Origin of the sequence: Nocardia crassostreae, assembly GCF_001613405.1 — a bacterium.
Lineage (GTDB): Bacteria > Actinomycetota > Actinomycetes > Mycobacteriales > Mycobacteriaceae > Nocardia > Nocardia crassostreae.
This window is the reverse complement of the sequence record NZ_BDCH01000019.1, coordinates 231,439-254,411: the sequence shown is the minus strand read 5'-3', so window position 1 is coordinate 254,411 and position 22,973 is coordinate 231,439. Positions and strand designations below refer to the sequence as shown.

Below are 22,973 nucleotides of genomic sequence, written 5' to 3'. Positions count from 1 at the left end.
TGCACTCGACCTTCGACGATGGTGACGGTAAACGGTCACCGGGACAGGGACGCCGCGGTCGCGGCGGGCGGATGTGCGGCGGCCGGGAGGCCCCAGCAGTCGGTGATGAATCCGGTGATCGCCGGAGCGAGACGCTCTGGTGCGCGGCGCAATTCGAGAATCGACCGTGAGGCCAGGAAACGCCCGCGGCGCACGTCGGCGGCCAGCGCCCGATCATCGGCGATGGGATGCACCGGATCGAACCGATGCCCGATGACCAGCGTGCGGGCGGCAATGGCGCGGCGCTCGTCGCGCGGGACCAGCGGACCGCCGGAGATTATGCCCTGCAACGCCTCCGCGGAGCGCCGGGGATCCTGGGCGGCCCACGACAGCAGCAGATCCGGAATGCCGCCGCGGGTGCGCGGCACCCGATTCGCCAGCGCCCCCGCGCCGCGCGCGAGCAGGGCCCCGTAGGTCCCCAGCAGCAATCCCGGCACCGCCAGCGCGGCGCAGGCGGGCATGGCGCGTTCGAGCACCGGCGATTCGACCACCAGCCCGCGCACCCGCTGTGGAGCGCGCACCGCCGTCGCGAGCGCGATATTGGCCCCCGCCGACGTGCCCAGCAACACGGTCTGTTCCAGCTCGAGCGCGTCCAGCAGCGCGATCACCTGCCGCGCGTAGGCGGTCATGGTGTAGTGCCAATACCCCGCGGGCCGGTCGGCTTCCCCGAATCCGAGCGGTTCCATCGACACGACCCGCAATCCGCCGCCGGCCAGGGCGTCGGCCAGTCGTTCGTGCATCCGTCGCGGCATGAACAGTCCGGGCAGCAGCACCACGCTGCGATTCCCTTGTCCGCGTTCGTCGTAGGTGATTCGATCCGCGCCGACGCGCAGGCTCCGAGTGGGAGGTTCCATCGGTACTCCTCATTGAGCTATGGTCCAATATTACACTGTTGTATAAGAAGTGGAAGTCCTTGATCCGCATCGGCTACCCCGGCGTTCACTACGCCATGAGCATGGCGAACGCGCGGTAATGGCCCACCAGCAAACACATTTCGAGCAATTGCGGAATGTCGTAGCTGGCGATGAGCTGTTCCCACGTGTGGTCGCCGACGAAGAACTCGGTGTCGAGCTCGTCGACCGCGCGCAGCAGGGCCGCGTGACGCGGCTCCAGACCCGGGGCATCGGGGCGACGCTGGACGATGGCCGAGATCTCCGGCGCGAGCATGCCGCGTGCTCGCCATTCGTCGACCGGGCCGCAACGCCAGACCGTGCGCTGCACGATGAGCTCGATATCGGTGTCGGACAGGCGAAGCCGGGACCGCTGGCCTGCGCCGGTCTGGAACAGCCTCGCGGCCAAGGGATGATTGCGCGCCAGCCGGGAGAGAACGGCCGGATCCCGCGGCAGCCAGGCCGGGCCGGGAGCTGCGGCCGGACGCGCACCGGTCGCGCCATCTCGACCGATGGTGGTGGTCTCCGTGGGGAGGGCCGAGGCTTCCGCCGGTGGCGCGGTGGCGTCGGTGGGATGCGAGTCGGGAAGGTCGGGAGCCAGCGGCTTGTAGGGTCGCGGACGCCGTGGGCCCGGAGCCGACGCGAGCCCTCGGAGCGCGCGGTTCGAAGTTCAGCAGTTCGCCCGGCGGCGCGAAGGTGCCGAACGTCATCGCGATGAGCTCGTAGACGCCGGTGACCACCCGCAGCTCGTCGCATTGCCGGTCGCTCAGGTGCCGCCCCAGCCGGGCTCGGGTGGTGTCGGAAATGGCCGAACTCTAGTGCAATTCGTCCACCGCCGCCAGCACCGCGGCGGCGCAGCAGCCGGGCGAAGAACACGTGGTTCTGCCACTCCGACCAGCCGCCGCTGTTCCAGCTGGCCCGCAGCGCCACCAGTTCCCAGTCGCGCAGCGGCAGCCGGGTCAGCCCGGTGGCGTGGACGGCGGTGATGAGGGTTCCCCAGGGCGCGAGCATTGTGAGGTGGTGCGCCGCAGGGACGGCGATCTCGGTGTTCGGCGGAACCCACCGCCACGGCAGGTGCGGACGGACTCTGCGCGCGGGCCGGGCCCAGCCTCGTGCGCCCGTGCCAGACATCAGGACTCGACCTCGGCGACGAGAATCTTGACGAGCCGGGTGAACAGGTGGGCCGGTTCGGGGAGGGTGGCCGCGCCGGCGGCGTCCAGCACGCGCGGGGTGGTGAGCTTGCGGGTGCGGCCGCGGTAGGTGACCTCCGCGCCATCGGCGGCCAGCACATTGCGCACCCAGTCGGAGCGGTCGCCATAGAGGAGCGGGACGAGGAACAGGCCGTCGCGGTACACGCCCGCCACCGGGGTACGGAAGGCGCGGCCGGACTTGCGGCCGACATGGTGAATGACGGTGTAGGGCGGGAGTTTTCCGGCGGTGAGGCCCACCAGGCGATTGGTGACGAGCCGGTTGACGCGCGGCAGCCAGGCCGGGGCGATGCCGTCGCCGCTGGCGCTGTCGCGCACCCAGCGGAAGGGGCCGCGCCGCCACATGTCGGGTTCGGGTTCGATGCCATGGGTTTTCAGAAGCATGGCCAGCATTTCGTAGTGGCCGACGAGCATGCACAGGTCCACGCCCTGGGCGGCGCTCAGATGCCGCGACAGCCCGTGCCAGGTGTCGTCGAGAATCATGCGCTCGGAATGCAATTCGTCGACCGCGCGCAGCAGCAGGCGCTGCGCGTCGGTCCAGCCCGCCGCCTCCGGGCCCTTGGCGACGCGTTCGACGGTCTCGAGCGAGATGCCGCTGAAGCGCGCGGCGTACACGTGGTGATGCCATTCGTAGCGGGCCCCGGCGTTCCAGGCGGTGCGCAGGGTGGCGAGTTCGCAGTCCACGCGCGTCAATCGGCTGCCGGGCACCACGCGCAAGCCGAGCGGGACATAGCCCCAGAACATGCCGCCGGAGCGGCCCATGGCCTCGAGGACCTTGATGCGGCGGCCGCCGCCGAGGAAGCCGCCGAGCCGTGCGATCAGCCAGGTGCCGGGTTCGGTGCGGCGCAGCGCGCCGAGGTCGGGCATGCGCTCGACGCTCGCCGCGCGCCAGTGGCCGGATGCGTCGGTGCGCGCTGCCACATCGGGTTTGAGCTGCATGATGTCCTCCCTGAGCGCCGGTCGTTGCGCCGGGCGCGATCGGCGAATGTAGTTGTGCGCCCGTTGTTCTCCCCACGGACCTGGGCGCGTCGTCGGGGCGTTCACCGGTGACGGTAGGGAGCCGGGCGAGCGGCCGGACAGAGCCGCGGCCGCCACATGATTGACCCTGAGCGCCAGCGCACCCGGGGCGTTGACAGTGGTTGGGCAAGCCCGGCAAACTCAAGATACAACAGTGTCAACTTTAGTGGTCCGGTATCGCTGACGTGCTGGATTCGCTCGACGAGGAGCCCTCATGACGCCACCGTGCACCCGTCGGTTCGACGTCGGAAGTCACCGACTGGCCTATGACCTGCGAGGCGAGGGCCCCGACACCGTGGTCCTGATACCGGGACTGTTGATGAGTCGCCGAATGGAGGGCCCGCTGGCCGACGAACTGGCCGCCGCCGGGCTGCGGGTGGCGACCCTCGACCCCTTGGGCACCGGTGAATCCGACCGCCCCACCGACAATTCGAGCTATTCCATGCGCGTATTCGCCGAGCAGATCGTCGCGCTGCTGGACGAACTGGCGGTGGAGCGCGCGGTGGTCTACGGCACCTCCGCCGGGTCCGCCATGACGCTGGCACTGGCCGCGCACGCACCGGAACGCCTGCACGGCATCGTCGTCGAGGGGCCGGTGCTGGACCGGTCCATCCTCTTCGTCACCGCGTGCGCGGGAGCGGTCCTGGCGGCCTTCACCTACGGCCGTCCACTCGCCCGGCTGACCGCGCGCGCCGCGGGCCGTCTGCCCCGTGGCTCCGGATCGGTGACCGATCTGACCCTGGACTGGCTGGCCCAGGACTGCGCGGCCTCCGCCGCCGCCGTGCAGGGCATGATCTACACCGGATTCAAGCCGCCCAAGGACATTCGCGAGCAGCTGCGCCCACCCGTGCTGGTGATCGGCTACCGCTACTTCGATCCGGTGCACCGGCCCGCCGACGCGCGCGCCCTGGCGGCCGAGGCGCCGCTCGCCTGGATCATCCACGCGCGCACCTGGCTGGAACTGCGCTCGGATCCGGCTCGGCTGGCTCCGGAGATCTCCGCCTTCATCCGCGCCTGCCATGCCGCGGTGGCGAACGCCGCGGAGACGGCGAAGGCGGGGACCGCATGACGGTCCCGGATCACGACGTCATCGTGGTGGGTGCGGGATTCAGCGGCATCGGCGCGGGAATCGAGCTGAAGCGCAACGGCATCCACGATTTCGTCATCCTCGAGCAGGCCGCGGATCTGGGCGGGACCTGGCGGGACAACACCTACCCGGGCGTGGCCGTCGACATCGCCTCCTCGGTGTACTCCTTCTCCTTCGAGATGAACCCCGCCTGGTCGCGCACCTACGCGCCCGGCGCGGAACTCAAGGCGTACGCCGATCACTGCGCCGCTAAATACGGTGTGCTGCCGCATATCCGGTTGCGGACCAAGGTGCACGAGGCGCGCTTCGACGAAGCGCGGAACCTGTGGCGGCTCACGATCGAGGATCGCGGCACCGGTGAGCGCGCGGAGTCGACCGCGCGCTTCCTCATCGGCGCTACCGGCGGGCTCACGCAGCCCAAAGCCCCCAATATCGAGGGACTTTCCGGTTTCGGCGGCGTCGCCATGCACACCGCCCGCTGGGATCATTCGGTGGATCTGACGGGCAAGCGGGTGGCGGTGACCGGCACCGGGGCCACCGCCGTGCAGGTGGTTCCGGCCATCGCGCCGCAGGTGCGGCAGCTGAGCGTCTTTCAGCGCACGCCCATCTGGTGCGTCCCGAAACCCGTCCGGCGAATCTCCGGCGCGGAGCAGGCGGTGTACCGCTACCTGCCGCCCACCCAACGGGCCATGCGGTATCTGCAAACCTCGGTCACCGAGACGGTCATGGTGGGAATCCGGTTGTACTACAAGCGGATTCCGTGGGCCAATCATGCCGTGGAGCGCGTCTGCCTCGAGCATCTGAAGCGGCAGGTTCCCGATCCCGGGCTGCGGGAGCGGCTCACGCCGGAGTACGGCTTCTGGTGCAAGCGGCCCACCTATTCCAACGACTAATGGCGGGCCTTCACCCGCGACAACGTCGAGTTGGTGACCGACCGGATCGAGCGGGTCACCAAGACCGGCATCCGCACCGCCGATGGGCGGCTGCACCGGATCGACGTCCTGATTCTCGCGACCGGCTTCAAGGTCTTCGAAATCGGCAATACGCCACCGTTTCACGTGTACGGCCGCGACGGCGTCGAACTCGGCCGCTACTGGGACGAGCAGCGCTACCAGGCATACCTCGGGGCGTCCGTGCCCGGCTTCCCCAATGCCTTCCTCATACTCGGCCCCTACGCGCTCACCGGCGGGTCCTGGTTCCAAATGGTGGAGAACCAGGCCCACCACGCCGTGCGTGCCATCCGGGAGGCCCAGCGCCGGGGCGTGACCCGGGTGGAGGTCCGCCCCGAGGCGCACGATCGGTACTTCGCGCAGGTGCAGCGCCGCCAGCGCGGCACCGTGTTCTTCAACCACGACTGCGGCAATGCCAACAGCTACTTCTTCGACCGGCACGGCGACGCGCCGTTCCTGCGACCCGGGCTCGCGGTCGAAGCCTGGTGGGACGCCCGCAGATTCGATCTGAACGACTACGCCTACGCCACGGTGCCGCGAGACCTGGACGAGGAGACATATGCTGGGAAAGTATTGGCGCACAGGTGATGTCATCGGCGACACGAGTCCGTTCGGACGCGGCTCCGGGCGACTGCTGCGGCGCTTCCGCTACGCCGCGCTCGCGTCCGCGGACTGCCGCCTCGTCGCCCGGCATACCGCGCATCGGGCGGGATGCGCGGCGCTGCAAGGCTGTTGGGACAACGGGCAGGAGGCGCTGCTGCGTCCCACGGCCCGCCGGCGTGTGCTGATCGAAGCTGTCGAGGACCTGCATCGCGACCGCTACCTCAGCGACCGCAGCTGGGCGGCATTGGATCTCGACGCCGCCCAGCGGGTCGAACTGTGCTTCCTGGTCGGGCACATCGATCTGATCGCCATGCTGTGCAACAGCTTCGACCGCGTGCTGGGTGACGATGCCGAAGTCACCCCGCTGCGCACCGGACGCACCGTCGACGACCCGGGCTGGCTGCTACCGGGCGCGCCGCGCCTGGCACGACCCACGCACTCCGAAATAGGGCTGCGCACCTGGCTTTTCTCCCGGGGCGTCGGGCTACTGAACGGCGGGGGAGCCGTGGACGGAGTGGAGATGTTCTCGCGCAGTCCGCGACTGTTCTGGAGCGTCGCGCCTTTCCTGGTCAGTCTCGGCCCGCTGAGTCTGGGCCGCGAACTCGGCGAGCTGGTCACTCTGCGCGCCACCTGGAACGTCGGCTCGGAATACCACTGGGGCCACCACGGTCGCGCCGCCCGTTTCATCGGGCTGGGCGAGGCCGACATCGCGCGCGTTCCCGAGGGTCCGGCCGCGCCGGGCTGGTCGGAGACCGAGGCGCTGGTGCTCACCGCGGTCGACGAACTCCATGAGCGGCGCTTCGTCTCCGACGCCACCTGGAAGTTGCTCACCGCCTCACTCGACACCCTCTGCATCGCCGAAATCTGTTTGCTCACCGGCAATTATGAAATGCTCTGCATGGCGCTCAACAGCTTCGGCATTCGCTTCGAAGCCGATGCCTGGCGGGGCGGGCTCGCCGCGCCGCTGTGGTCGGCATTGGCCCATCGCGGTGCACGCCGTGCCGCCGCGCGCACCGCCTGAACGACCACCGACCCTGATCCGGAGGACACCCATGACACCCACCCGCACCTTCACGACCGAGACCGTCATCGACGCCCCCGCCGAACAGGTGTGGGAGGTGCTGGCAGACATGGAACGGTGGCACCGGTGGAACATCTACCCGTTCCGTGTCCGCTCCGACCTGGCCCCGGGGGCGCGGCTGTGGTTCGGCCCGCTGTTCCCGATCCCCTTCGGCCGCTTCCGCGTCGTGGAACCGGGCCGCGAACTGGCCTGGGGCGGCCGGGTGGGCGGGCTGTTCGACGTCACCCACGGCCTGACGCTGGAGCCCATCGCGGGCGGCGGCGTGCGGCTGGTCAACCGCGAGCACCTCACCGGTCCGCTGATCGCCCTGATACCCAAGGCGATCGCGCCCCTGTGGTGCGCGGTGATCGGCACCTTCGACCGGGGACTGAAGCGCCGTGTGCGCACAGGCGAATCCCGGCGGCGAACGGCGTGAGCAACTGCTCATCGACACCGCCTCACACCGGCCGCCAGCCGGGACCGGCGGAGGCTGTGTCGAGGATGAGCCGGGGCAGGGCCGCGAACTGGCCGAGTTGGTAGGCGAACCAGCCGAGGAGGTCGATCATGAGGGGCCTTTCACTGCGGTTGCCGCACGGTGGGACAGGTGCGGCCCGGTATCGCGCCGCCGGGCGGGGTGATCCGGAAGATCCAGCCGAACAGGTGCGAGGTCACCCAGATCGCCACGTCCGGACCGGTATTGACGTAGGCGGGGAAGGAGCCGACCGTGAACGGGGCCTGCCCGCCCAGGGCGCGAATCGGGTATTCGGTGAAGTCGCCGGTCGCCGGATCCAGGCGGCCGACCTTCCCGGTGACGATCTCGGGGAACCACAGGGCGCAGTCCGGGCCGGTGGTCAGGCCCGCCGGGCCGTCGGCCAGGCCGATCTCGAACTTCCGCACGATCCGCAGCGTGTCCGGGTCGATCGAAATGATCTGCCCGCGACCGTAATCCCCGGCCGAGAGGGTGGCCCACATGGTCCCGTCGGGGCCGTTGGCCAAGCCGAACGGCACACTTTGGACCGGCACGTTCACCTCGCTCACCTCACCCCGCGTGGTGAGCTTGATGATGCGCGACGGGGGTGTGGGCGCGGTGATCCACAGTGCGCCATCGGGTCCCGCGGCCAGGATCGGATTCTCGGTCGGGAAGGCGTAGGGCAGGTCGAATTCCCGCTGTTCGCCGGTGCGCGGGTCGTAGCGCCCGGCGCGGTTGGTGACGAACTCCGGATACCACAGGGCCCCATCGGATCCCACCACCAGCTCGTGCCCGCCCGCGAACGGATGCGGCAGCGTGACCCGGGTGATGTCGTAGGTCACCGGATCGATGCGGCCCAGATAGCCGCCGAGCAGGGTGGAGAACCAGATCGCGCCGTCGGGTCCGGTGGTGATGCCGGTCGGGCCCGGCAGCAGCCCGCCCGCCGGGAAGGTCTGCATCGCCAGGGTCGCGGTGTCCAGCCGCGCCACCTCCGCCGGCGGCAGCGTGAACCACAGCGCGCCATCCGGCCCGGGAGCGAAGCGTTCCGCGAAACGGACTGCGCCGATGGGGATCTGGGTCACGGCGGCTTCGAGGTCGGTCGCAGGGGGAGCCGCGGTCGCGGGCCCGGTGGCGACGAGCGCCGCGACGGTGGCGAGCAGGAGAGCGGATCGGAGCGCGCGAATGGCGATCACTCCGTCGGTCGTTTGCCGGGTATTTGACATACGGCCGGAAGCGGGACGGTGCACGGCAAGCCCGGCACGGCCTCGGCGCGGGTCCGGGGCTGGTCTCCAGCGGCCGGGAAGCAGGCGGCCGCCACCCGCGTGCTGGGCGGGGCGGTCAGGGGGCGAATCAATGGAAACCGCCTTCTCACAAGTGAACTCGGCTGCTGGTACAAGCGTAGGAGGCCGGGTGGGCGATGCGTGAGCGCATTGCCGCGATCTGTCGAGGATCGTCAATGTCCTGTCCGAACAGGTCATGTCCGGCCGCGCGAGCGAGATCTACGCTGTGAATTCGCCAAAGATGCTCGTTGAAGGGGGACAGGTGACCGCGGTCCGGCGTCGTACTCGCACCCTGCTGATCGTGGCCGCGGCCATGCTGCTGAGCCTGGCGGCCGCCGCGCCGCCGGCCGCGGCCGAACCGGCGCCGCCGGACCCCACGTATCCGTTCGCCGAGTTGGCCCAGTTGCTCAGCGGCACCGACCACGATCTGCGGGCACCCGGAATGGTGGACTATTTCGTGCGCGCGGGAGTGGTGCAGAATCTCGCCAACGCCGGGATACCGTTCCGGAGCCTGTTGGATCCGGCGACCTGGACCGGCCCCGATGCCCAGCAGCGGCAGCTCGTCGCGGCGCAGCGGATCTTCGACGCGCTGGTGCGCACGCCGCCGCTGGGGCTGGGCCTGCCCTCGCATCCGGACTATCTGCCGAACTGGAGCCACGACGGCAACTTCTGGCGCAATGCGGCGGACGCGGCGCTCGACGACGACTACGACAACCCGGCGGCCCAGGAGGCGACCTTCCGATACCCGTGCATCCAACCGAACGGGGATGTGCTCTACGAGACCGAGGACGGCGCGTGCGTTGCCCACGACACTCCCGGGGCGGTGTTCAAGCTCGGGACGGTGCGCAAGTTCACCATCATCAACAATCGGGGAATCCCGTTGCGCGCCAAGATCTTCCTTCCCGAAGGCGCGGAGAGATCGGGGGAGCGCTACCCGGTGACGGTGATGGCGCCCGGTGCGACCGAGAAGCAGTCCGACGTGTCGATGTACACATTGAGCGCGGTGCGCGAGGGGTTCATCGGCATCACCTTCGAGGAATCCGGCAATGGCGTCGGCGAGGGCAGCCTGCCCGATATGTGGTTCCCGCAGTTCAAGTTCGAGCTGTGCCGCACCCCGGGCGGCTGCCGGGACGTGAAGGACGTCATGCGGTGGCTGACCCGCACCCCGATCACGCCGATCGTGGACGTGCACGGCGATGAGCTCGCCAATCTGGCGCAGGGCGAGGTGCCCAAATTCCATCGCTACGACCCGGCCTACGGCGCGGACAATGTGGAGAACCCCTGGTACGACCTGATGGACACCGACCACATCAATCTGTGGGGGCAGTCCTACGGTTCGGTGGCCATCTCCAATTACGGCTACTGGCAGGGCAAGGGCGTCGGCATCGACGGGCAGCCGCTGCCGAAGGTGAGCTCCATTGTCGCGCTGTCCGGCTTCAGCTACACCACCGCCGATATCCCCATCCAGTTCCAGACCGCCGATTTCGACATCCCGGTTCCCGCCGCCTTCGCGGTCACGAATACGCCGAACGGCATTGTCGACGCCACCGACGGGCCGATCGGCAACAAGGACCTCTACGACTACCTGCGGGGCGAGCGCCGGGGCGACAGCCCGCTGATGTTCCTCACCTACGAGGGCGGCAGTCACGGCGATTCGATCAACTGGCCGGGCGTGCCGCGCAATGTGATCTCACCGTGGCTGTCCACGTCCTACGCGGTGGACTGGTTCGGCTGCTACGGCCGCGCCGATGTCGATCAATCCGCCTGCGACGCGTTGCGTCAACCCCGGCAAGGGCTTTCGCGCGCCTTCGCCACCGAGTACTCGCCGCAGGGTCCCGCCGGGCCCAGCCTGTGCGTGACAGTCCCCGATCGCGCCACTCTCATCCAAGCCGTGTACCGGCCCGCCGACTTCATCCAGAACAACTGGGGCACAGCCGAATACGACTGCACTCCGCAGAACTGACAGCGATACCCCGGCTGACGGAGGATTCGTGGACATCACTCGCCGTACCCTGCTCGCCGGCGGCCTCGCCGCAGGAGCCCTGCTCGCCGCCGGCCGGTCCGCCGCGGCCGACCCGGCCCCCGGGCGCACCGAGGACATCCTGGAGAACGATGACGGCGTCCTCGTCTCCGAGGTCACCTGGTACGCGCCCATGCCCGCCGACGCGCTGCCGCACCCGCCCGAATGCGACTACCTGAGCTTCCTGCGCTACCGCTGGTCCGGCGGTCCCGGCGACCCGGCCGCGGCGGACGCGGTGCTCTCCACCCAGGCCGGAGCCGCCGAAGGCCCGGCGTCGCTGGATCCACTGGTGCGCAACACCGTTCGCGAACTCGCCACCAGGGGAATCCACGCCGAGTTCTGGGTGATGGACCGTCGCGACAATACGGCCAAGGACGCCACCGGATTCGAGGCCGCGGTCGCCGCGCGGGACTATCGGGTCGCCTACGACTACTACTTCCGCGGCCAGCCGGTGAACGGCCGCACCTTTGACGGGTTCACCCTCACCGGTGAGCGAGCCAACGTGCTCGCCGATGTCGGGCTGCGGCGGGTCATGGAGGACTGGCACTTTATCAACAGTCACGAAATCCCTGACCCGCTGGTGCGGCGGCGGAAGCTGTTCGTGGGCGGGCACTCCTACGGCGGCCAGATCACCGCGCTCTACCTGGCCTGGGATTTCGGCGATCGCGGCGATGTCACGGAGGCGGGCTGCGGGCAGGCCGCCGGATACGTCAGCTTCGACGGGCCGCTTCCGATCCGCCTTGCCCCCGACCATATTCCGGGCTTGTCCGAGGCGATCCGCATGGGCTGGGACGGCCCGCTGGGCCAGTTGCCCGTCGGAGCGGTGAACGAGGGGCCGCGCCTGGGCGTGCTGCCGCGCACCGTCGCACTGCCCAATATCTTCGACGGCCTGGTCCCCAAGGACCTCGTCCCCACCCCGGCGGCCGAAATCGGGGCCATGCTCAATATCTTCGGCCTCGCCGCGCGCTTCGCGCCCGACGAGGAGAGCATCTTCCCGCGCGAGTTGCCACGGAACTGGAAGTGGGAACTGCTGGGCCGCATCTTCTTCGGCGGCGACCCGGTCAACATGCTCACCCAGCAGACCGGCTTCCGCGACTTCCGCATGACCAATATGGCCGTCCTGGGCAGCATCTTCGACGGCCAGGGCCTGCCCTTCGCCCTGGCCGCCCCCAACTTCGGCACCCTCGACGGCGGCCCGCTGGCCGAACGGAAATTCCCGATCGGCCCCGACTTCAACGGGATTCCTCTCATCGGCTGGGCCACCAGCTTCCTCACCTGGCAGCCTCGCTTCACCCCGACCAGCACCACCCACCTCTACACCTGGCGCAACTACAACCACATCGGCGACCCCTTCGCCTTCCCCCATCTCAGCGCGGACGGCCGACCCATGGACTCGACGGTCGAAGAACATTGTGACGCAACGCAAATCGCCCGCGCCTGCGGCACCGGACGCCTCGGCTACCTCGAACCGTACGTCTCGGCGAAGCAGTACACCGACGAACTCTTCATGCTGGCCGGCGACCGCTCCGGCGACTTCCGGTTCATCCGCTTCGAGGACTTCCGCACCCGCGTCCCCGGCATCCAAATGGTCAGCGCCCAACTCTGGGGCAAATTCCGCTGGATCCCCGGCTTCATCGAACCCGACGCCCTCCTCATCGACCACTACAGCCATTCCGACATGATCAACGCCGCCGCCGTCCAGAACGACGGCACCCCCGACCAAGTCATGTGGAACACCGCTGGATTCATCCAGCGCACCATCGGCCGGTGAAATCCTGAGCACCCATTCGGTCCTCGGTCGGTGGAAGGCTGAGCACCCATTCGGTCATCCCGGCATGCTTTTGGCCGGGATCCACACCGGGGCGACGGATTCCGGCCAAAAGCACGCCGGAATGACGAGGTGGGTCGCGCCGGAGTGACGGGGTGGGTCGCGCGGGAATGACTGGGGTTCAGCCCAGGACGCCGAGGACGAAATCGGCGGAGGTGCGGCTGACCGGCTCCGGTAGTCCGTTGTTCTGGCGTTCCGCGCCGGCGATCATGTCCAAGTGGCTGTAGTGCTCGGCGTAGAGCGCGGAGGCGGGCTGGCCGAATTGCAGCCAGGGCAGGCCCAGTGACGGGCCGAGGTTCTGGTAGGGGCGCCAGATGTCGCCGATGATGGTGGTGTTGGGCAGGTGGTCGAGGTAGTCGGTGTAGCGCAGTGCGGCGAGATCGCCGCCGCGGTAACCGGTTCCGGCGAAGACCATGTCGGTCAGCTGGCGGTTCGAGTCGTAGGCGGTGGTGTAGCCGAGCGGTGCCGCGCCGATATCGGCGGCGACGTCGGCGGTGTCGGCGACCTGCTCTTCGGGTGTGGTGTAGGGTGCGCCGCCGTTGTCTGCGAGGTGGAGTTGGTCGTAGTTCAGCCAGCCGTTGAGGCGGCCGGTCGGGTCGGCGGGGCGGACCAGCCGGTGCGCGGACACCACGCCGAAAAAGGTTCCTATGACGGGTAGTTGGGTGAGTTCCGGCGGGATGATCACGCGCTTTTCCACCAAGGGGCCGTCGAAGATGCCGAAGCCCGCCTGCACGCCGTTCGAGGGCATGGAGTTCCTGCCGATGAGCGCGCCCAGCACGGCCGCGTTCGTCAGCCGCCAGTCCCGGAAGTCGGGTCCGCCGGGAAAGAGCGTGCCCAGCAACAGATCCCAGAACGGTGTGCGTGGAATGGCGCGGGGGATATCGCTTTCCGCGTCGGGCTGATAGCGCGCCGCGATGCCCGCGATCGCGATCAGGTTGAACAGGTCACCGGTGTTGGCCACGCCGAACTGTGTTGATTCCGGTGCGATTCCGGATTGGAACGCCGCGTTCGCGAGCGGCATGCCGATCATGGCGTACGCATCGGCGAGCCCGCGCAGCCCGAGCTGATTGGTCAGGAAGGGATCGGATCGAATCGGGCCGTCCACGCCGATGACGCCCGCGGTCTGCAGGAATCCCGGGCCGTCGGGGAAGTCCCACTGCCCGTAATCGGCGGACAGCGGCCCGCCCAGCGAATGCCCGGAGATGAACATCTTGGCCTTGCGGTCGGCGGCAGAGGGCATCTCGCGGCTGTTGATGAAATGCCAGTCCTCGATGGTCTGCCGCAATCCGTAATCACCCAGCCAGCGCTGCCGGGAGTTATCCGCCCAGCCCGAAAATGACCGACCGTCAACGGGTTTGCCGCCGAAGTAGTAGTCCAGCGCCACGTGGTAGTCCTGGGCCCGGTTGGCGGCGTCCATCGCGCTGCGGTCCTCCATGCACACCGGCCGCCTGGCCATCGACCAGTATTCCGCGGTCTCCCCGGCGTCCCGCAGTTTGCGCAGCGTCGAGATCGCCAGCGTGCTCAGCGAACTGGGGCCGCCGATATTGCCCGGCTGCGCACTGATCACCGCGTCGGCCTCGGCCGCATCCGCCGGACCGTCGGTGAACCGGAACCGCAGGAACGACAACGTATCGCAGGCGGCCGGATGCGCCGCGGTCCCCTCCGGCAGCGGCGCATCCCAGGTGACCGCACTGACCGAGATATCGCCGCGCGTCTCTACCGGCACCTCGACCCGCCCCGGCTCGTCGGCCCGCGCACTCGTCGGCATCACGCCCAGTCCGGCGACGCCCACCGTGACCATCAATGCGGGGAGCAGCCCACGCGCGGCCGAAACATGCCGTCGGGTGCCTGTCGAAATGGCCATACCGCGTCAACCTAGCCGCCGTGATACCGCCCGGACACCGGTCGGTGAACCACTGACGTATTCGATCAAGATCTTGTCCGGTGCTGTCGCCCGCCCGAAATGGGGCTTACAGGTCGAGGCGGTAGCGGACGTGTTCGCGCCATGACAGGCCCAGGGCGGACGCCTTCTCGACCTCTACGGCGCGCGCTCCCAGCGTCATCGTGGCGTCGTGGCCGGGGCCCTGATCGGCATCGCCCCACTCGAGCGCTCGCAGGCCGGCGGCGCGGGCGTGCTCGGCGGCGCGGCGGTAGAGCGCGACTACGAGTTCGCGCTCCTCGGCGGTCGGGGGCTCGTCGTCGTAGAAACCTTGTGTGAGACGGTGTATTTCGCGAGGGAGGTAGAGGTGCTGCACGATCGCCGGACCGGGTGTTGCGGGATATACGGTGGCCCAACCGACGAGTTGCCCGGCGCGCCGAGCGGCCACCGTTCCCAGCTCGGGCGCATGCGATCGCAGTTCAGGAATCGGTGTCCGGGCCGCCTCGTACATTTCTTCGATCAGCGGGATGGTGGCATACGGGCCGGCGGCCCAGCTCACTGCGAGTTCATTGCTCGTTGCGTCGGCACACATCGAGCAATCGTATCCGGTCGGCGGCCACGAGAGTCCGGGCGAAAGCCCGTGGGGCCCGTGCCGAATGGCGCGGGCCCCACGGGACAGCCGGTTCAGTTGACTTGGAGGCTGGTGATCTGGATGGAGAGGTCGCGGGCCGATCCCGCCATACAGGGCCCGGCGACCGCGCCGGCGTCGATGCCCGCCTCGCTCACGGTGACCGATCCGCCCGCACCCCTGCCGTCCGTGATGGGGACAGTGTTGGTGACCGGGGGCGGTGCCATGCCGCCGGGGACGTGCCAGGGGCCGGAGACGGTGCTGGTCTGCCCGTCGTCCCAGGTGAGGACGCCATTGATATTCACCTGGGTGTCCCAGCAGCTGGCGGTGCCGGTGAAGTCGCCGTGGAAGGTCTTGACGCCGCAGCCGTCGACGGTGCCGTTGAAGGTTCCGTTCACCGGCGCGGAGTTCATGCCGATGGGCGAGGTGGCGAAGTGCAGTTGCCCGCCGCTGCAGGTTGCCGAGTCCGCGGCGGCCGACGGCGCGAAGAACACGAGCGGGGCGACAGCTGTGGCGACGGCGCAGGCCGCGGCCGCGAAGTGCGGAGTGCGTTTCATGGGGAGTACCTTCTCCTTTGATCGACGATGGATCCTGGTGAAGCGCTGACAGCCACTGAACGGAGACAACAATAGGACAACTCCATGTCAATGAGCTATCAATCAGCGAACTTGTTCGCGGTGGGTGTCGCGTCCACAGGTGGTGAATTTCTGTGTAAGAGCATCCCGCTAGCAACCGTCAATACGCCAATGCGTATTTCTGCGGCGGCCATGCCCGGAAGGTATCGCTCACGCTGGGGTCGCGATCAGGGCGCCACCGCCGTCGCCGTTGGCGTGAGGTGTCCATGAATTGGCGCGAAGCGCCGCATCGGGAGATCTAGCGTGGAGCCGTTATCTGTCCCGGACAGCAGGAGTGGCGGCGAAGGTGCGGCGAGGAATTCTGGCGATGCTGGCGGCGATGGGGGTGCTGGCGTCGCTGCAGTGGCCTGCTCGTGCGGAATCGGATTCCGGGCGGACCGAGGTCGTGCTGGAGCGGGACGACGGCATCGTGGTGAGCGAGGTGCGTCTGGACGATCCGCTGCCCGCCTCGATGGGCCCGCGACCGGCGGCCTGCGACGAAATCACCTATCTGCGTTACCGATTCGCCGACGCGCCCGCGGATCCGCAGCAGGCCGACCGGGTATTCGTCATGCAGCCGGGCGCGAACGCCGGCGCCGTGTCGATGGACGGGATCGCCCGCGCCGAACTGCGGGCGCTGCGGGAGCGCGGCACGCTCGCGGAATGGTGGTCCTACGATCGGCGGCCGTCCTGCGTCGCCGATATGACCGGCATCGAAGAAGGCTGGTGGACAGGCGATTACCACCGGGCGATCGACTACTACTATCGCGGTGCGGAGATCGGCGGCCGCAGGTTCGCGGGCTGGCCGGCCTACACTCAGCTGAGTTTCCTGAAGGACTGGGGCCTGCGGGAGAACGTGCGCGACCAGTACACCCTGCTGACCCGCGAGTTGCCGGACGCGAACTTCCGCGCCGAGAAAGTCTATTGCGGCGGGCATTCCCACGGCGGCCTCGCCGTGGGCGACTTCGCCGCCTGGGATTTCGGTGACGGGGGGCGCGGCCTGGACCAGTGTAAGGCGTTCATCGGCCTGGATACGGTGGACAAGGCCGATGTGGCGGGGATTTCCGAGGATCCGGCCCTGTCGTTCGCGCTGGAGGCGTTCGGCGGCGTCCAGCAGGCCGTGCTGAACCCGATCGTGACCTCCGGCGTCTTCCCGAGTTCGCTCAACTTCGGATCATTCGGCGGCACAGCGGAATTCGCCACCCTGGTGGCCATCGCGGCGCAGGCGGCGTATCAGCAGCCCGATGCGGAATCCGATGTGCTACGGCTGATTCCGCGCGACCCGACGCTGGAACTGATCCTGCGCAACTGGTCCAACGACGCCCTCGACTTCGTCACCGGGCAGAACCAGCTGTGGTCGTTCCGATTCACCAATGAGGCGCTGTTCGGTGTGCTGGTGGACAACAACACCAGTCCGATCGCCCTGTTGCAGGCCAGCGTCGGCGGTCTGGAAGGGCCGGTGACGCACAAGACGCACCCGACTCCGGACTGGTGGGCGCAGCTCACGCCGGTGCGGCCGCTGGTGTCGTTCTTCGGCGTGCACAACCGGGTCGGGCCGACCGACCACGACTCTCTCTACACCTGGCGCGACTACGACGACGTCGCCGGACTGCCCTACACCTCGCCGGAGCTGGAGTCGGTCGACATCCACGACTGGGCACGGCAATTGGCCAGTCCCTACGCCTACGGCGCGATCGAGCAGGGATACGCGGTCAAATTCCTCACCGACACCGCGCTGGCCCTGACCGGAACGCGCAGCGGTGATCTGGCCGCGCTCCGGTTCGAGCGGGAGGCGCAGGCCAAACCCGCGTTGTGGGTGCTGGGCACCGACAGCAATGTCCGCTATCAATTGCAGCTGGCCGATGTGATGCGCCCGTCCACGCCGCGCACCGATATCGCCTGGTGCTACGGCTACACCCACACCGATGTGCTCAGCCCGGCGCAACGGACCGCCAGCGGCGCACCGGAATGCACGGTCGCGAACATCACCGACTTCGTGCTGGACACGCCGCTCTCCGCCGGTCGGCCCAACCGATAGCCCGTCCGGTTCGAGGAGACCATGGAGCGAAAGTTCTTGCCAGCGTTGCTCATCGGCGCGCTCGTCGTCGGCGGCGCGGGGTGCGCGCCCGCCCGGGCCGAGACTGCCGCCGCGGTGCTGTCGGTGTCCGACGGGATCGAGACGAGTCGCGTGCGGTTGCATGATCCGCTGCCGGAATCGGCGGGGCCGCGTCCGGCCGCCTGCGACGATATCGAATACCTGCGCTACCGGCTCGCGGACGGCCCGGCCGACCCGCAGCGGGCCGATGCCGTGCTGGTGGCGCAGCCCGCGGCGTTCATGGGCGCGTTCTCGATGGACCGGATCGCACGTACCACCCTGGGGGACTTGCGAAATCGTGGGAAGCGGGCCGAGTGGTGGTCGCTGCCGCAACGCAGCGGCTGCGCATTCGACAACACCGGCCTGCAAACCGGTGACGCCGGGCGGGCGTTCGACTACTACTACGGCGGCGCGGAGATCGACGGCAAACGCTTCGCCGGATTCCGGCCGGGGAACTTCCTGGCCGACATCGGCCTGCGCCAGATGGCGCACGACGAATACACGGTGCTCACCACGCAGCTGCCTTCCGCCGAATTCCGTTCCAGCCGAGTGCTCTGCGGAGGTCACGCCGACGGTGCGCTGGCGACGGCGGCCTTCGGCGCGTGGGATTTCGGCGGCACCCCGGGGCACACGCTGTGCGCGGGCTTCTTCGGGCTCGACGGCCTGATCAATACCGACTGGCTCGGCCTGGGCGCGAATCCGGTCTTCCAGATCGCCGCCGACGCGGTGCACAGCCGCGGTTACCTCGAGGCGGTCGCGGCCATGCGCGCGGGAACGCTGCCGACGACCTTCGCGGGCGTGCCGGGCATCGGTTCGAAGGCGGTGACCCTGCTGCCCATCGCCGGGCTCGGCGCGGGACCGCAGGAGACCGATCTGCACCGGCGAATGATCGCCAACGGCTCGTCGAACCCCGCCGCCCGCCCGCTGTACGCCGCCTCGTACCCCGAAATGCTGACCGGCGACGCCTTCCTCGGCGCGCTGTTGGGCGACAGCAGCGCCAATATCAGTATTCTGCAGACCGGCATCGGCGAATTCGACGGTCCGACCGCGCCCAAGACCTTTCCGCTGCCCAGCCGGGAGCACGGCCCGCTGGCCGGACTGCTCGGCACCGCGCAACGCGGCGCGCCCGTCGATCCGGATCGCCTCTACGGCTGGCGGCCCGGCGGGCGCGTGGACATCGGGGATCTGGCCCGTCAGCTGTCACTGGTCAGCGGGTCGCTCGGCTACGTGAACCCCTGCTACAGCACCCGCTTCTTCCTCGACCTGGCCGGTGCGTTCGGCGGAGATCGTTCCAGCGCGGCCGATTTCGGCGATCTGCGCTACGAGTCGCAAGTGCGCGCCAAGCCGACGCTCACCGTCATCGGCGACGCGAGCCTGCAAATGGATCTCTATCCGCGACTCGGCCTGCTGCCCGCCGACACGGTCTGCGCCCGCGGCTACACCCACCAGGACGTGGTGACCGGCGCCTCGCGTGACGGTGCGGCGGAACCGGTCGCGGCGGCGGTCGCGAACTTCGTGACCGCCCAATTGCCTCGGCCTTCCTGACCTACCTGTGGTGTGAACCAGGCCACATCGTTCGGTGATGCCGGTCCGGCCTTTCGCCCGAATACGGAGTGCTATGCCCGTTCCCGTATATCTCGGACACCGATACGCATTGGTCGCGGTGGCCGACCCGCCAACCATGGAGTGCGGAACCGGCATAGGTCGTGAAGCCGGCGCTGACCTGACAGAGAGGAAGTGTCGAAATGACCGGAGCTGTGTGGTCGATCGCCGTACGCAGAAGGATGGCGGCGGCCGGAGTGGTCGCGGCGGTGAGCATCGCGGCGATCCTCGGATCCGCCGCGGCGGCGAACGCGGCGGTCCCGCCGCCGCCACCGGGAACATCACTCGGACTCGGCCAGGCCGTGGACGCTCCGGCGTCCCCCGCCCCGGCGCCCGACGCCGCTACTCCGCCTCCTCCGCCGCCGCCCGATCCGACCCAGGTCGCGCTGGCGGCGGTGGGCGCCGCCGCCGCGGCCGCTCTGGTCGGCATCGCGGGCGCGGGCGCGGGCAGCGCCGCGGCGGGAGCCGGTAGCGCGGCGGTGGGCAGCGCGGTGACCGGCAGCGGCATCGTCACCGGCGATCCCGGCAGTGTCGCGGCCGGTACCGGCAGCATGGCCGCGGGGGCGGGCAGCACCGCGGCGGCGGACGCCACCACCGGTCCCTGGTGGTGGTGGTATTGAGATCAGTCGGCCAGTTCGAGACCCTTGGCCAGGACCGGCCACGACTGGTGCAGCGCGTCCTGCCAGTAACCCCAGGAGTGCGTGCCCGCGGGCGGGAAGTCATAGGTGGCGGGGATGCCGAGCTGATCCAGCCGGGCTCGTAGATTGTGGCTGCACCAGTCCACGGCCGCCTCGATGACGCCGCCGACCGCGATCTGATTGAGTAGCCCGCCGATGCCCGGCAAGGCGTACGGCCCGTCCAGGGCGTCGTACTTGCCGGGTATCCCGGTGCCGCTGGAGATGAACAACTCCAGCCCGCGCAACTGATCGGCGTGGACGTAGGGGTCGTTGGCCGCCCACATCGGATCATCTTGCGGGCCGTACATGTTCACGGTGTTTCCGCCGCCCCAATCGTGCACGGCCAGATTGACGAAGGCGTATCCGGCCGGATCGCTGATCTGGGCGCAGCCGCTGTACGCCGCGACCGCGCGATACAGTCCGGGCTTGGCGATCGGCAAGGCCAGCACCGACGTGCCCGAGGTCGAGAGCCCCGCGATGGCGTTGATTCCATTGGCGCCCAGGGCGGTATCGAGCAGCGGCGGAAGCTCCTCGGTGAAGAAGGTCTTCCACTTGTTCACCCCGAGCACGGGATCCGGTGCGCGCCAATCGGTGTAATAGCTCCACGCGCCGCCGATCACCTGAACGACGTTCACGTTCTTGGTGGCCAGGAATGCCAGCGCGTCGGTGTTGTGCTTCCAGGTGGCGGTGTCCTCGCCGCCGCCCGCGCCATTGAGCAGATACAGCGTCGGCCGGGGCGCCGGGGCGCCGGGGCGTCCGCCGGCCGCTGCACGACCACGGTGATGTCCTTGCTCATGGCCGTCGAGCGGACGGCGAGCACAATGGTCCGATCGTCGGGCAGCAGTTCCGCGGAGACGATGACCGAGCCGTCCGGTGCGACGGCGGCGCCGAGCAGATTGCGCGACGTGACGATCGGGTCGTTCTCGGCATGCGCCCGTGGCGAAGTGCCGGCCACCGATGCCATGGCCCAGACGGCACAGGCCAGTACCGTCGTGACGCGACGACCGATCACTCGCGGCCAACCTCCGTTCGATGCCGATCCGGAATGTCGAAATCGGCCCGAGGCTATCCCACGAGCATGCCAGTGCCGGGGTGGCGCGCCGGTGCCGGGAGACCCGGCCCGTCGCCGCCGCCAGCGCCAGGGGCGGCCCGACGGCGGCTGCCACGCGCGGCGGTGCGGTCGGCGGGACCGCCGCCAAGTCGAACTGCCACCGTGCGCGGAGCGGATTCGCCTGGCGCGCAAGCATTTTCATGGTCTCGTGCCTAAAGCAGCCGGACGTTGTTCTTGACGGTGTCGATGACCTCGTCGAGGTTGCCGTTGATGGCCTGCTTGGCCATGCTCAGCGCGAACCCCTCGGCCAGGCCGATGCCCACGTGCGGCGGCAGGCTGAGCGCGTGCTGCTCGACCACCACGTCCAGCAGCGCGGGTCCGGGGGTTTCGAGCAGCCAGGCGACGTTCGCGCTCAGGGTCGCGGGATCCTCCGCCCGCTGCCCGGGGATGCCCATGGCGTCGGCGATGCGGGCGTAGTCGACATCGTCGAAATCGGTGCCATGGGGTTGCAGCCCGGCCTCCTCCATTTCGATGTGCACGAAGTCGAGCCGGGAGTTGTTGAGCACCAACAGTTTCACCGGCAGCCGACGGGCGGCGATGGTCAGCAGATCGCCCATGAGCATGGACAGGCCGCCGTCGCCGCACAGGGCGATCACCTGCCGGCCCGGGGCGGCCAGCGCGGCCCCGATGGCCTTGGGCATGCCGATGGCCATCGACCCCCAGCTGTAGGAGGTGAGCAGTCGCCGATGGCGTCCGGCGGACAGATAGCGTGCGGTCCAGATGTTGGCGGTACCGACATCGCAGGTGAAAACGGCGTCGGCGGACGCGTGTTCGTCGATGGCCGACACCAGGTATTCGGGTCGGATCGGCCGGATCTCGGGCCCGCGATCGACGTATCGGCCCATGCGCTTGCGCCACTTGGCCGTTGCCGTGAGCGCCCGGTGCAGATGGGCGCCGTCGGTCTTCTCCCCGACCAAGGGCAGCAGCGCGGTGACGGTGTCCTTGATATCGCCGACCAATGCGAGGTCCACCGGGGTGCGGCGCGCGAGATTGGCCGGGTGCCGGTCGATCTGCACCTTCACCGGCTTGTCCGGGAGGAAGTCGGTGAACGGGAAGTCGGTGCCGAGCAGCAGGCACAGATCGCAGTGGTGCATGGCCTCGTACGCGCCGCCCCAGCCGAGCAGGCCGGTCATGCCGACCGCATTGGGGTTGTCCCATTCCAGCCACTGCTTGCCGCGGTAGGTGAAGGCCACGGGGGCGCGGAGCCGCTCGGACAAGGCGACCACTTCGTCGTGCGCGTCGCGGCACCCGTCGCCGCCGAAGATCGTGACGCTCTTCGCCGCGTTCAGCCGGGCGGCCAGATCGCGCAGGTCGGCCTCCGCGGGGCGCAGCACGGGCGGACTGTTCAGCGCGGCAACATATTTCCCTTTCGGGACCGGGCTCACCGCGATATCCGGGGCGACGGCGATCACCACCGGCCCCGGTTCGGTCACCGCGGTCTGGACGGCGCGCTGGACGACCGCGCGCGTCTGCGCGGGGTTCACGATCCGGCCGGTGTACAGCGACACGGCCGAGAACGCGTCGTAGGTGTTGAGATCCTCGGCGGTCCAGGTGTCCATCAGCGCTGTCGTGGTGTCGCCCGAGATCGCGATGATCGGCGCGTACTCGCGGCGGGCGTCCATCAATCCGGACGGCAGGTGCATCGAGCCGGGCCCCGCCGTGCCGCACACGGCGACCGGTTGCCCGGTCAGCGACGCCTCCGCGACGGCCGCGAACACGCCCGCCTCCTCGTGGCGGTCGTGCACGAATTCCACGCGGCCGTCGCGGCGCAGGGCGTCGATGAGGGGGTTCAGCGAGTCGCCCACGATCCCGTAGCACCGTCGGACGCCGGCCGAGACCAGCATGTTCCATAGCGCTTCGGCGACAGTCATGGTCATGGTCGCGGTCTTCTCTCACGCGTAGCTTCATCCCGCGCA

The 22,973-nt window shown here is 69.0% G+C and carries 16 protein-coding genes and 2 pseudogenes; 9 read left to right on the top strand and 9 right to left on the bottom strand.

What is annotated here, in order from left to right:
- Positions 1 to 35 precede the first annotated feature (35 nt).
- From NC4_RS20055 to NC4_RS20045, 3 genes are all read right to left on the bottom strand, one after another.
- Positions 36 to 893, bottom strand: a complete 858-nt coding sequence (locus tag NC4_RS20055; protein WP_067540606.1) for an alpha/beta fold hydrolase — start codon at positions 891 to 893, stop codon at positions 36 to 38.
- A gap of 88 nt (positions 894 to 981) precedes the next feature.
- Positions 982 to 1,338 carry a hypothetical protein gene (locus NC4_RS20050; protein ID WP_067540604.1) on the bottom strand — a complete coding sequence of 119 codons (357 nt, stop codon included), beginning with the start codon at positions 1,336 to 1,338 and terminating at the stop codon, positions 982 to 984.
- 721 nt (positions 1,339 to 2,059) lie between these two features.
- Entirely contained in the window at positions 2,060 to 3,076 is a 1,017-nt protein-coding gene (locus NC4_RS20045; RefSeq protein WP_067540600.1) for a nitroreductase family deazaflavin-dependent oxidoreductase, read from the bottom strand.
- Between the two features lie 292 nt (positions 3,077 to 3,368).
- On the opposite strand from NC4_RS20045, the gene NC4_RS20040 reads away from it, so the two are divergent.
- The 4 genes and pseudogenes from NC4_RS20040 to NC4_RS41080 all read left to right on the top strand — a co-directional run bounded on the left by NC4_RS20040 (position 3,369) and on the right by NC4_RS41080 (position 7,290).
- Positions 3,369 to 4,223 carry an alpha/beta hydrolase gene (locus NC4_RS20040; RefSeq protein ID WP_084529439.1) on the top strand — a complete coding sequence of 285 codons (855 nt, stop codon included), beginning with the start codon at positions 3,369 to 3,371 and terminating at the stop codon, positions 4,221 to 4,223.
- Positions 4,220 to 5,779 (top strand): annotated as a pseudogene (locus NC4_RS20035) (flavin-containing monooxygenase). Before NC4_RS20040 ends, NC4_RS20035 begins: the two are co-directional and overlap by 4 nt.
- Entirely contained in the window at positions 5,751 to 6,815 is a 1,065-nt protein-coding gene (locus NC4_RS41085) for a carboxymuconolactone decarboxylase family protein (protein ID WP_067540594.1), read from the top strand. Before NC4_RS20035 ends, NC4_RS41085 begins: the two are co-directional and overlap by 29 nt.
- Positions 6,816 to 6,846: 31 nt before the next feature.
- Entirely contained in the window at positions 6,847 to 7,290 is a 444-nt protein-coding gene (locus NC4_RS41080; RefSeq protein ID WP_067540591.1) for an SRPBCC domain-containing protein, read from the top strand.
- Positions 7,291 to 7,430: 140 nt separating this feature from the next.
- Here NC4_RS41080 and NC4_RS20020 read toward each other — a convergent pair whose 3' ends face one another.
- A complete protein-coding gene (locus NC4_RS20020; RefSeq protein ID WP_067540588.1) occupies positions 7,431 to 8,516 on the bottom strand; it encodes a Vgb family protein in 1,086 nt (361 codons plus the stop codon).
- A 349-nt stretch (positions 8,517 to 8,865) separates the two neighbouring features.
- On the opposite strand from NC4_RS20020, the gene NC4_RS20015 reads away from it, so the two are divergent.
- Together NC4_RS20015 and NC4_RS20010 are read left to right on the top strand one after the other, a co-directional pair.
- Positions 8,866 to 10,566: a hypothetical protein gene (locus tag NC4_RS20015; protein ID WP_157554939.1), complete on the top strand. Its 1,701-nt coding sequence runs from the start codon at positions 8,866 to 8,868 to the stop codon at positions 10,564 to 10,566.
- Between the two features lie 28 nt (positions 10,567 to 10,594).
- Positions 10,595 to 12,394: a hypothetical protein gene (locus tag NC4_RS20010; RefSeq protein WP_067540583.1), complete on the top strand. Its 1,800-nt coding sequence runs from the start codon at positions 10,595 to 10,597 to the stop codon at positions 12,392 to 12,394.
- Between the two features lie 178 nt (positions 12,395 to 12,572).
- Here the strand turns inward: NC4_RS20010 and NC4_RS20005 are convergent, their stop codons facing one another.
- The 3 genes from NC4_RS20005 to NC4_RS19995 form a co-directional block, all read right to left on the bottom strand.
- A complete protein-coding gene (locus NC4_RS20005) occupies positions 12,573 to 14,315 on the bottom strand; it encodes a hypothetical protein (protein WP_157554937.1) in 1,743 nt (580 codons plus the stop codon).
- A 106-nt stretch (positions 14,316 to 14,421) separates the two neighbouring features.
- Positions 14,422 to 14,889 (bottom strand): hypothetical protein, encoded by a 468-nt coding sequence (locus NC4_RS20000; RefSeq protein WP_067540577.1) that lies wholly within the window; start codon positions 14,887 to 14,889, stop codon positions 14,422 to 14,424.
- A gap of 125 nt (positions 14,890 to 15,014) precedes the next feature.
- Positions 15,015 to 15,515, bottom strand: coding sequence for a hypothetical protein (locus NC4_RS19995; protein ID WP_067540574.1), 501 nt, complete (start codon positions 15,513 to 15,515; stop codon positions 15,015 to 15,017).
- A gap of 385 nt (positions 15,516 to 15,900) precedes the next feature.
- Here NC4_RS19995 and NC4_RS19990 point away from each other — a divergent pair, with 385 nt between their 5' ends.
- The 3 genes from NC4_RS19990 to NC4_RS19980 all read left to right on the top strand — a co-directional run bounded on the left by NC4_RS19990 (position 15,901) and on the right by NC4_RS19980 (position 19,889).
- A complete protein-coding gene (locus tag NC4_RS19990; RefSeq protein WP_157554935.1) occupies positions 15,901 to 17,610 on the top strand; it encodes a hypothetical protein in 1,710 nt (569 codons plus the stop codon).
- A 21-nt stretch (positions 17,611 to 17,631) separates the two neighbouring features.
- Positions 17,632 to 19,212: a hypothetical protein gene (locus NC4_RS19985; protein WP_067540568.1), complete on the top strand. Its 1,581-nt coding sequence runs from the start codon at positions 17,632 to 17,634 to the stop codon at positions 19,210 to 19,212.
- 200 nt (positions 19,213 to 19,412) lie between these two features.
- Positions 19,413 to 19,889, top strand: coding sequence for a hypothetical protein (locus tag NC4_RS19980; protein WP_157554933.1), 477 nt, complete (start codon positions 19,413 to 19,415; stop codon positions 19,887 to 19,889).
- Positions 19,890 to 19,891: 2 nt separating this feature from the next.
- Here NC4_RS19980 and NC4_RS19975 read toward each other — a convergent pair.
- Both NC4_RS19975 and NC4_RS19970 read right to left on the bottom strand, forming a co-directional pair.
- Positions 19,892 to 20,910 (bottom strand): annotated as a pseudogene (locus NC4_RS19975) (alpha/beta hydrolase).
- Between the two features lie 299 nt (positions 20,911 to 21,209).
- The gene (locus NC4_RS19970) at positions 21,210 to 22,934 is read right to left on the bottom strand and encodes a thiamine pyrophosphate-dependent enzyme (protein ID WP_067540562.1); all 1,725 of its coding nucleotides are present in this window, start codon (positions 22,932 to 22,934) and stop codon (positions 21,210 to 21,212) included.
- Positions 22,935 to 22,973 lie beyond the last annotated feature (39 nt).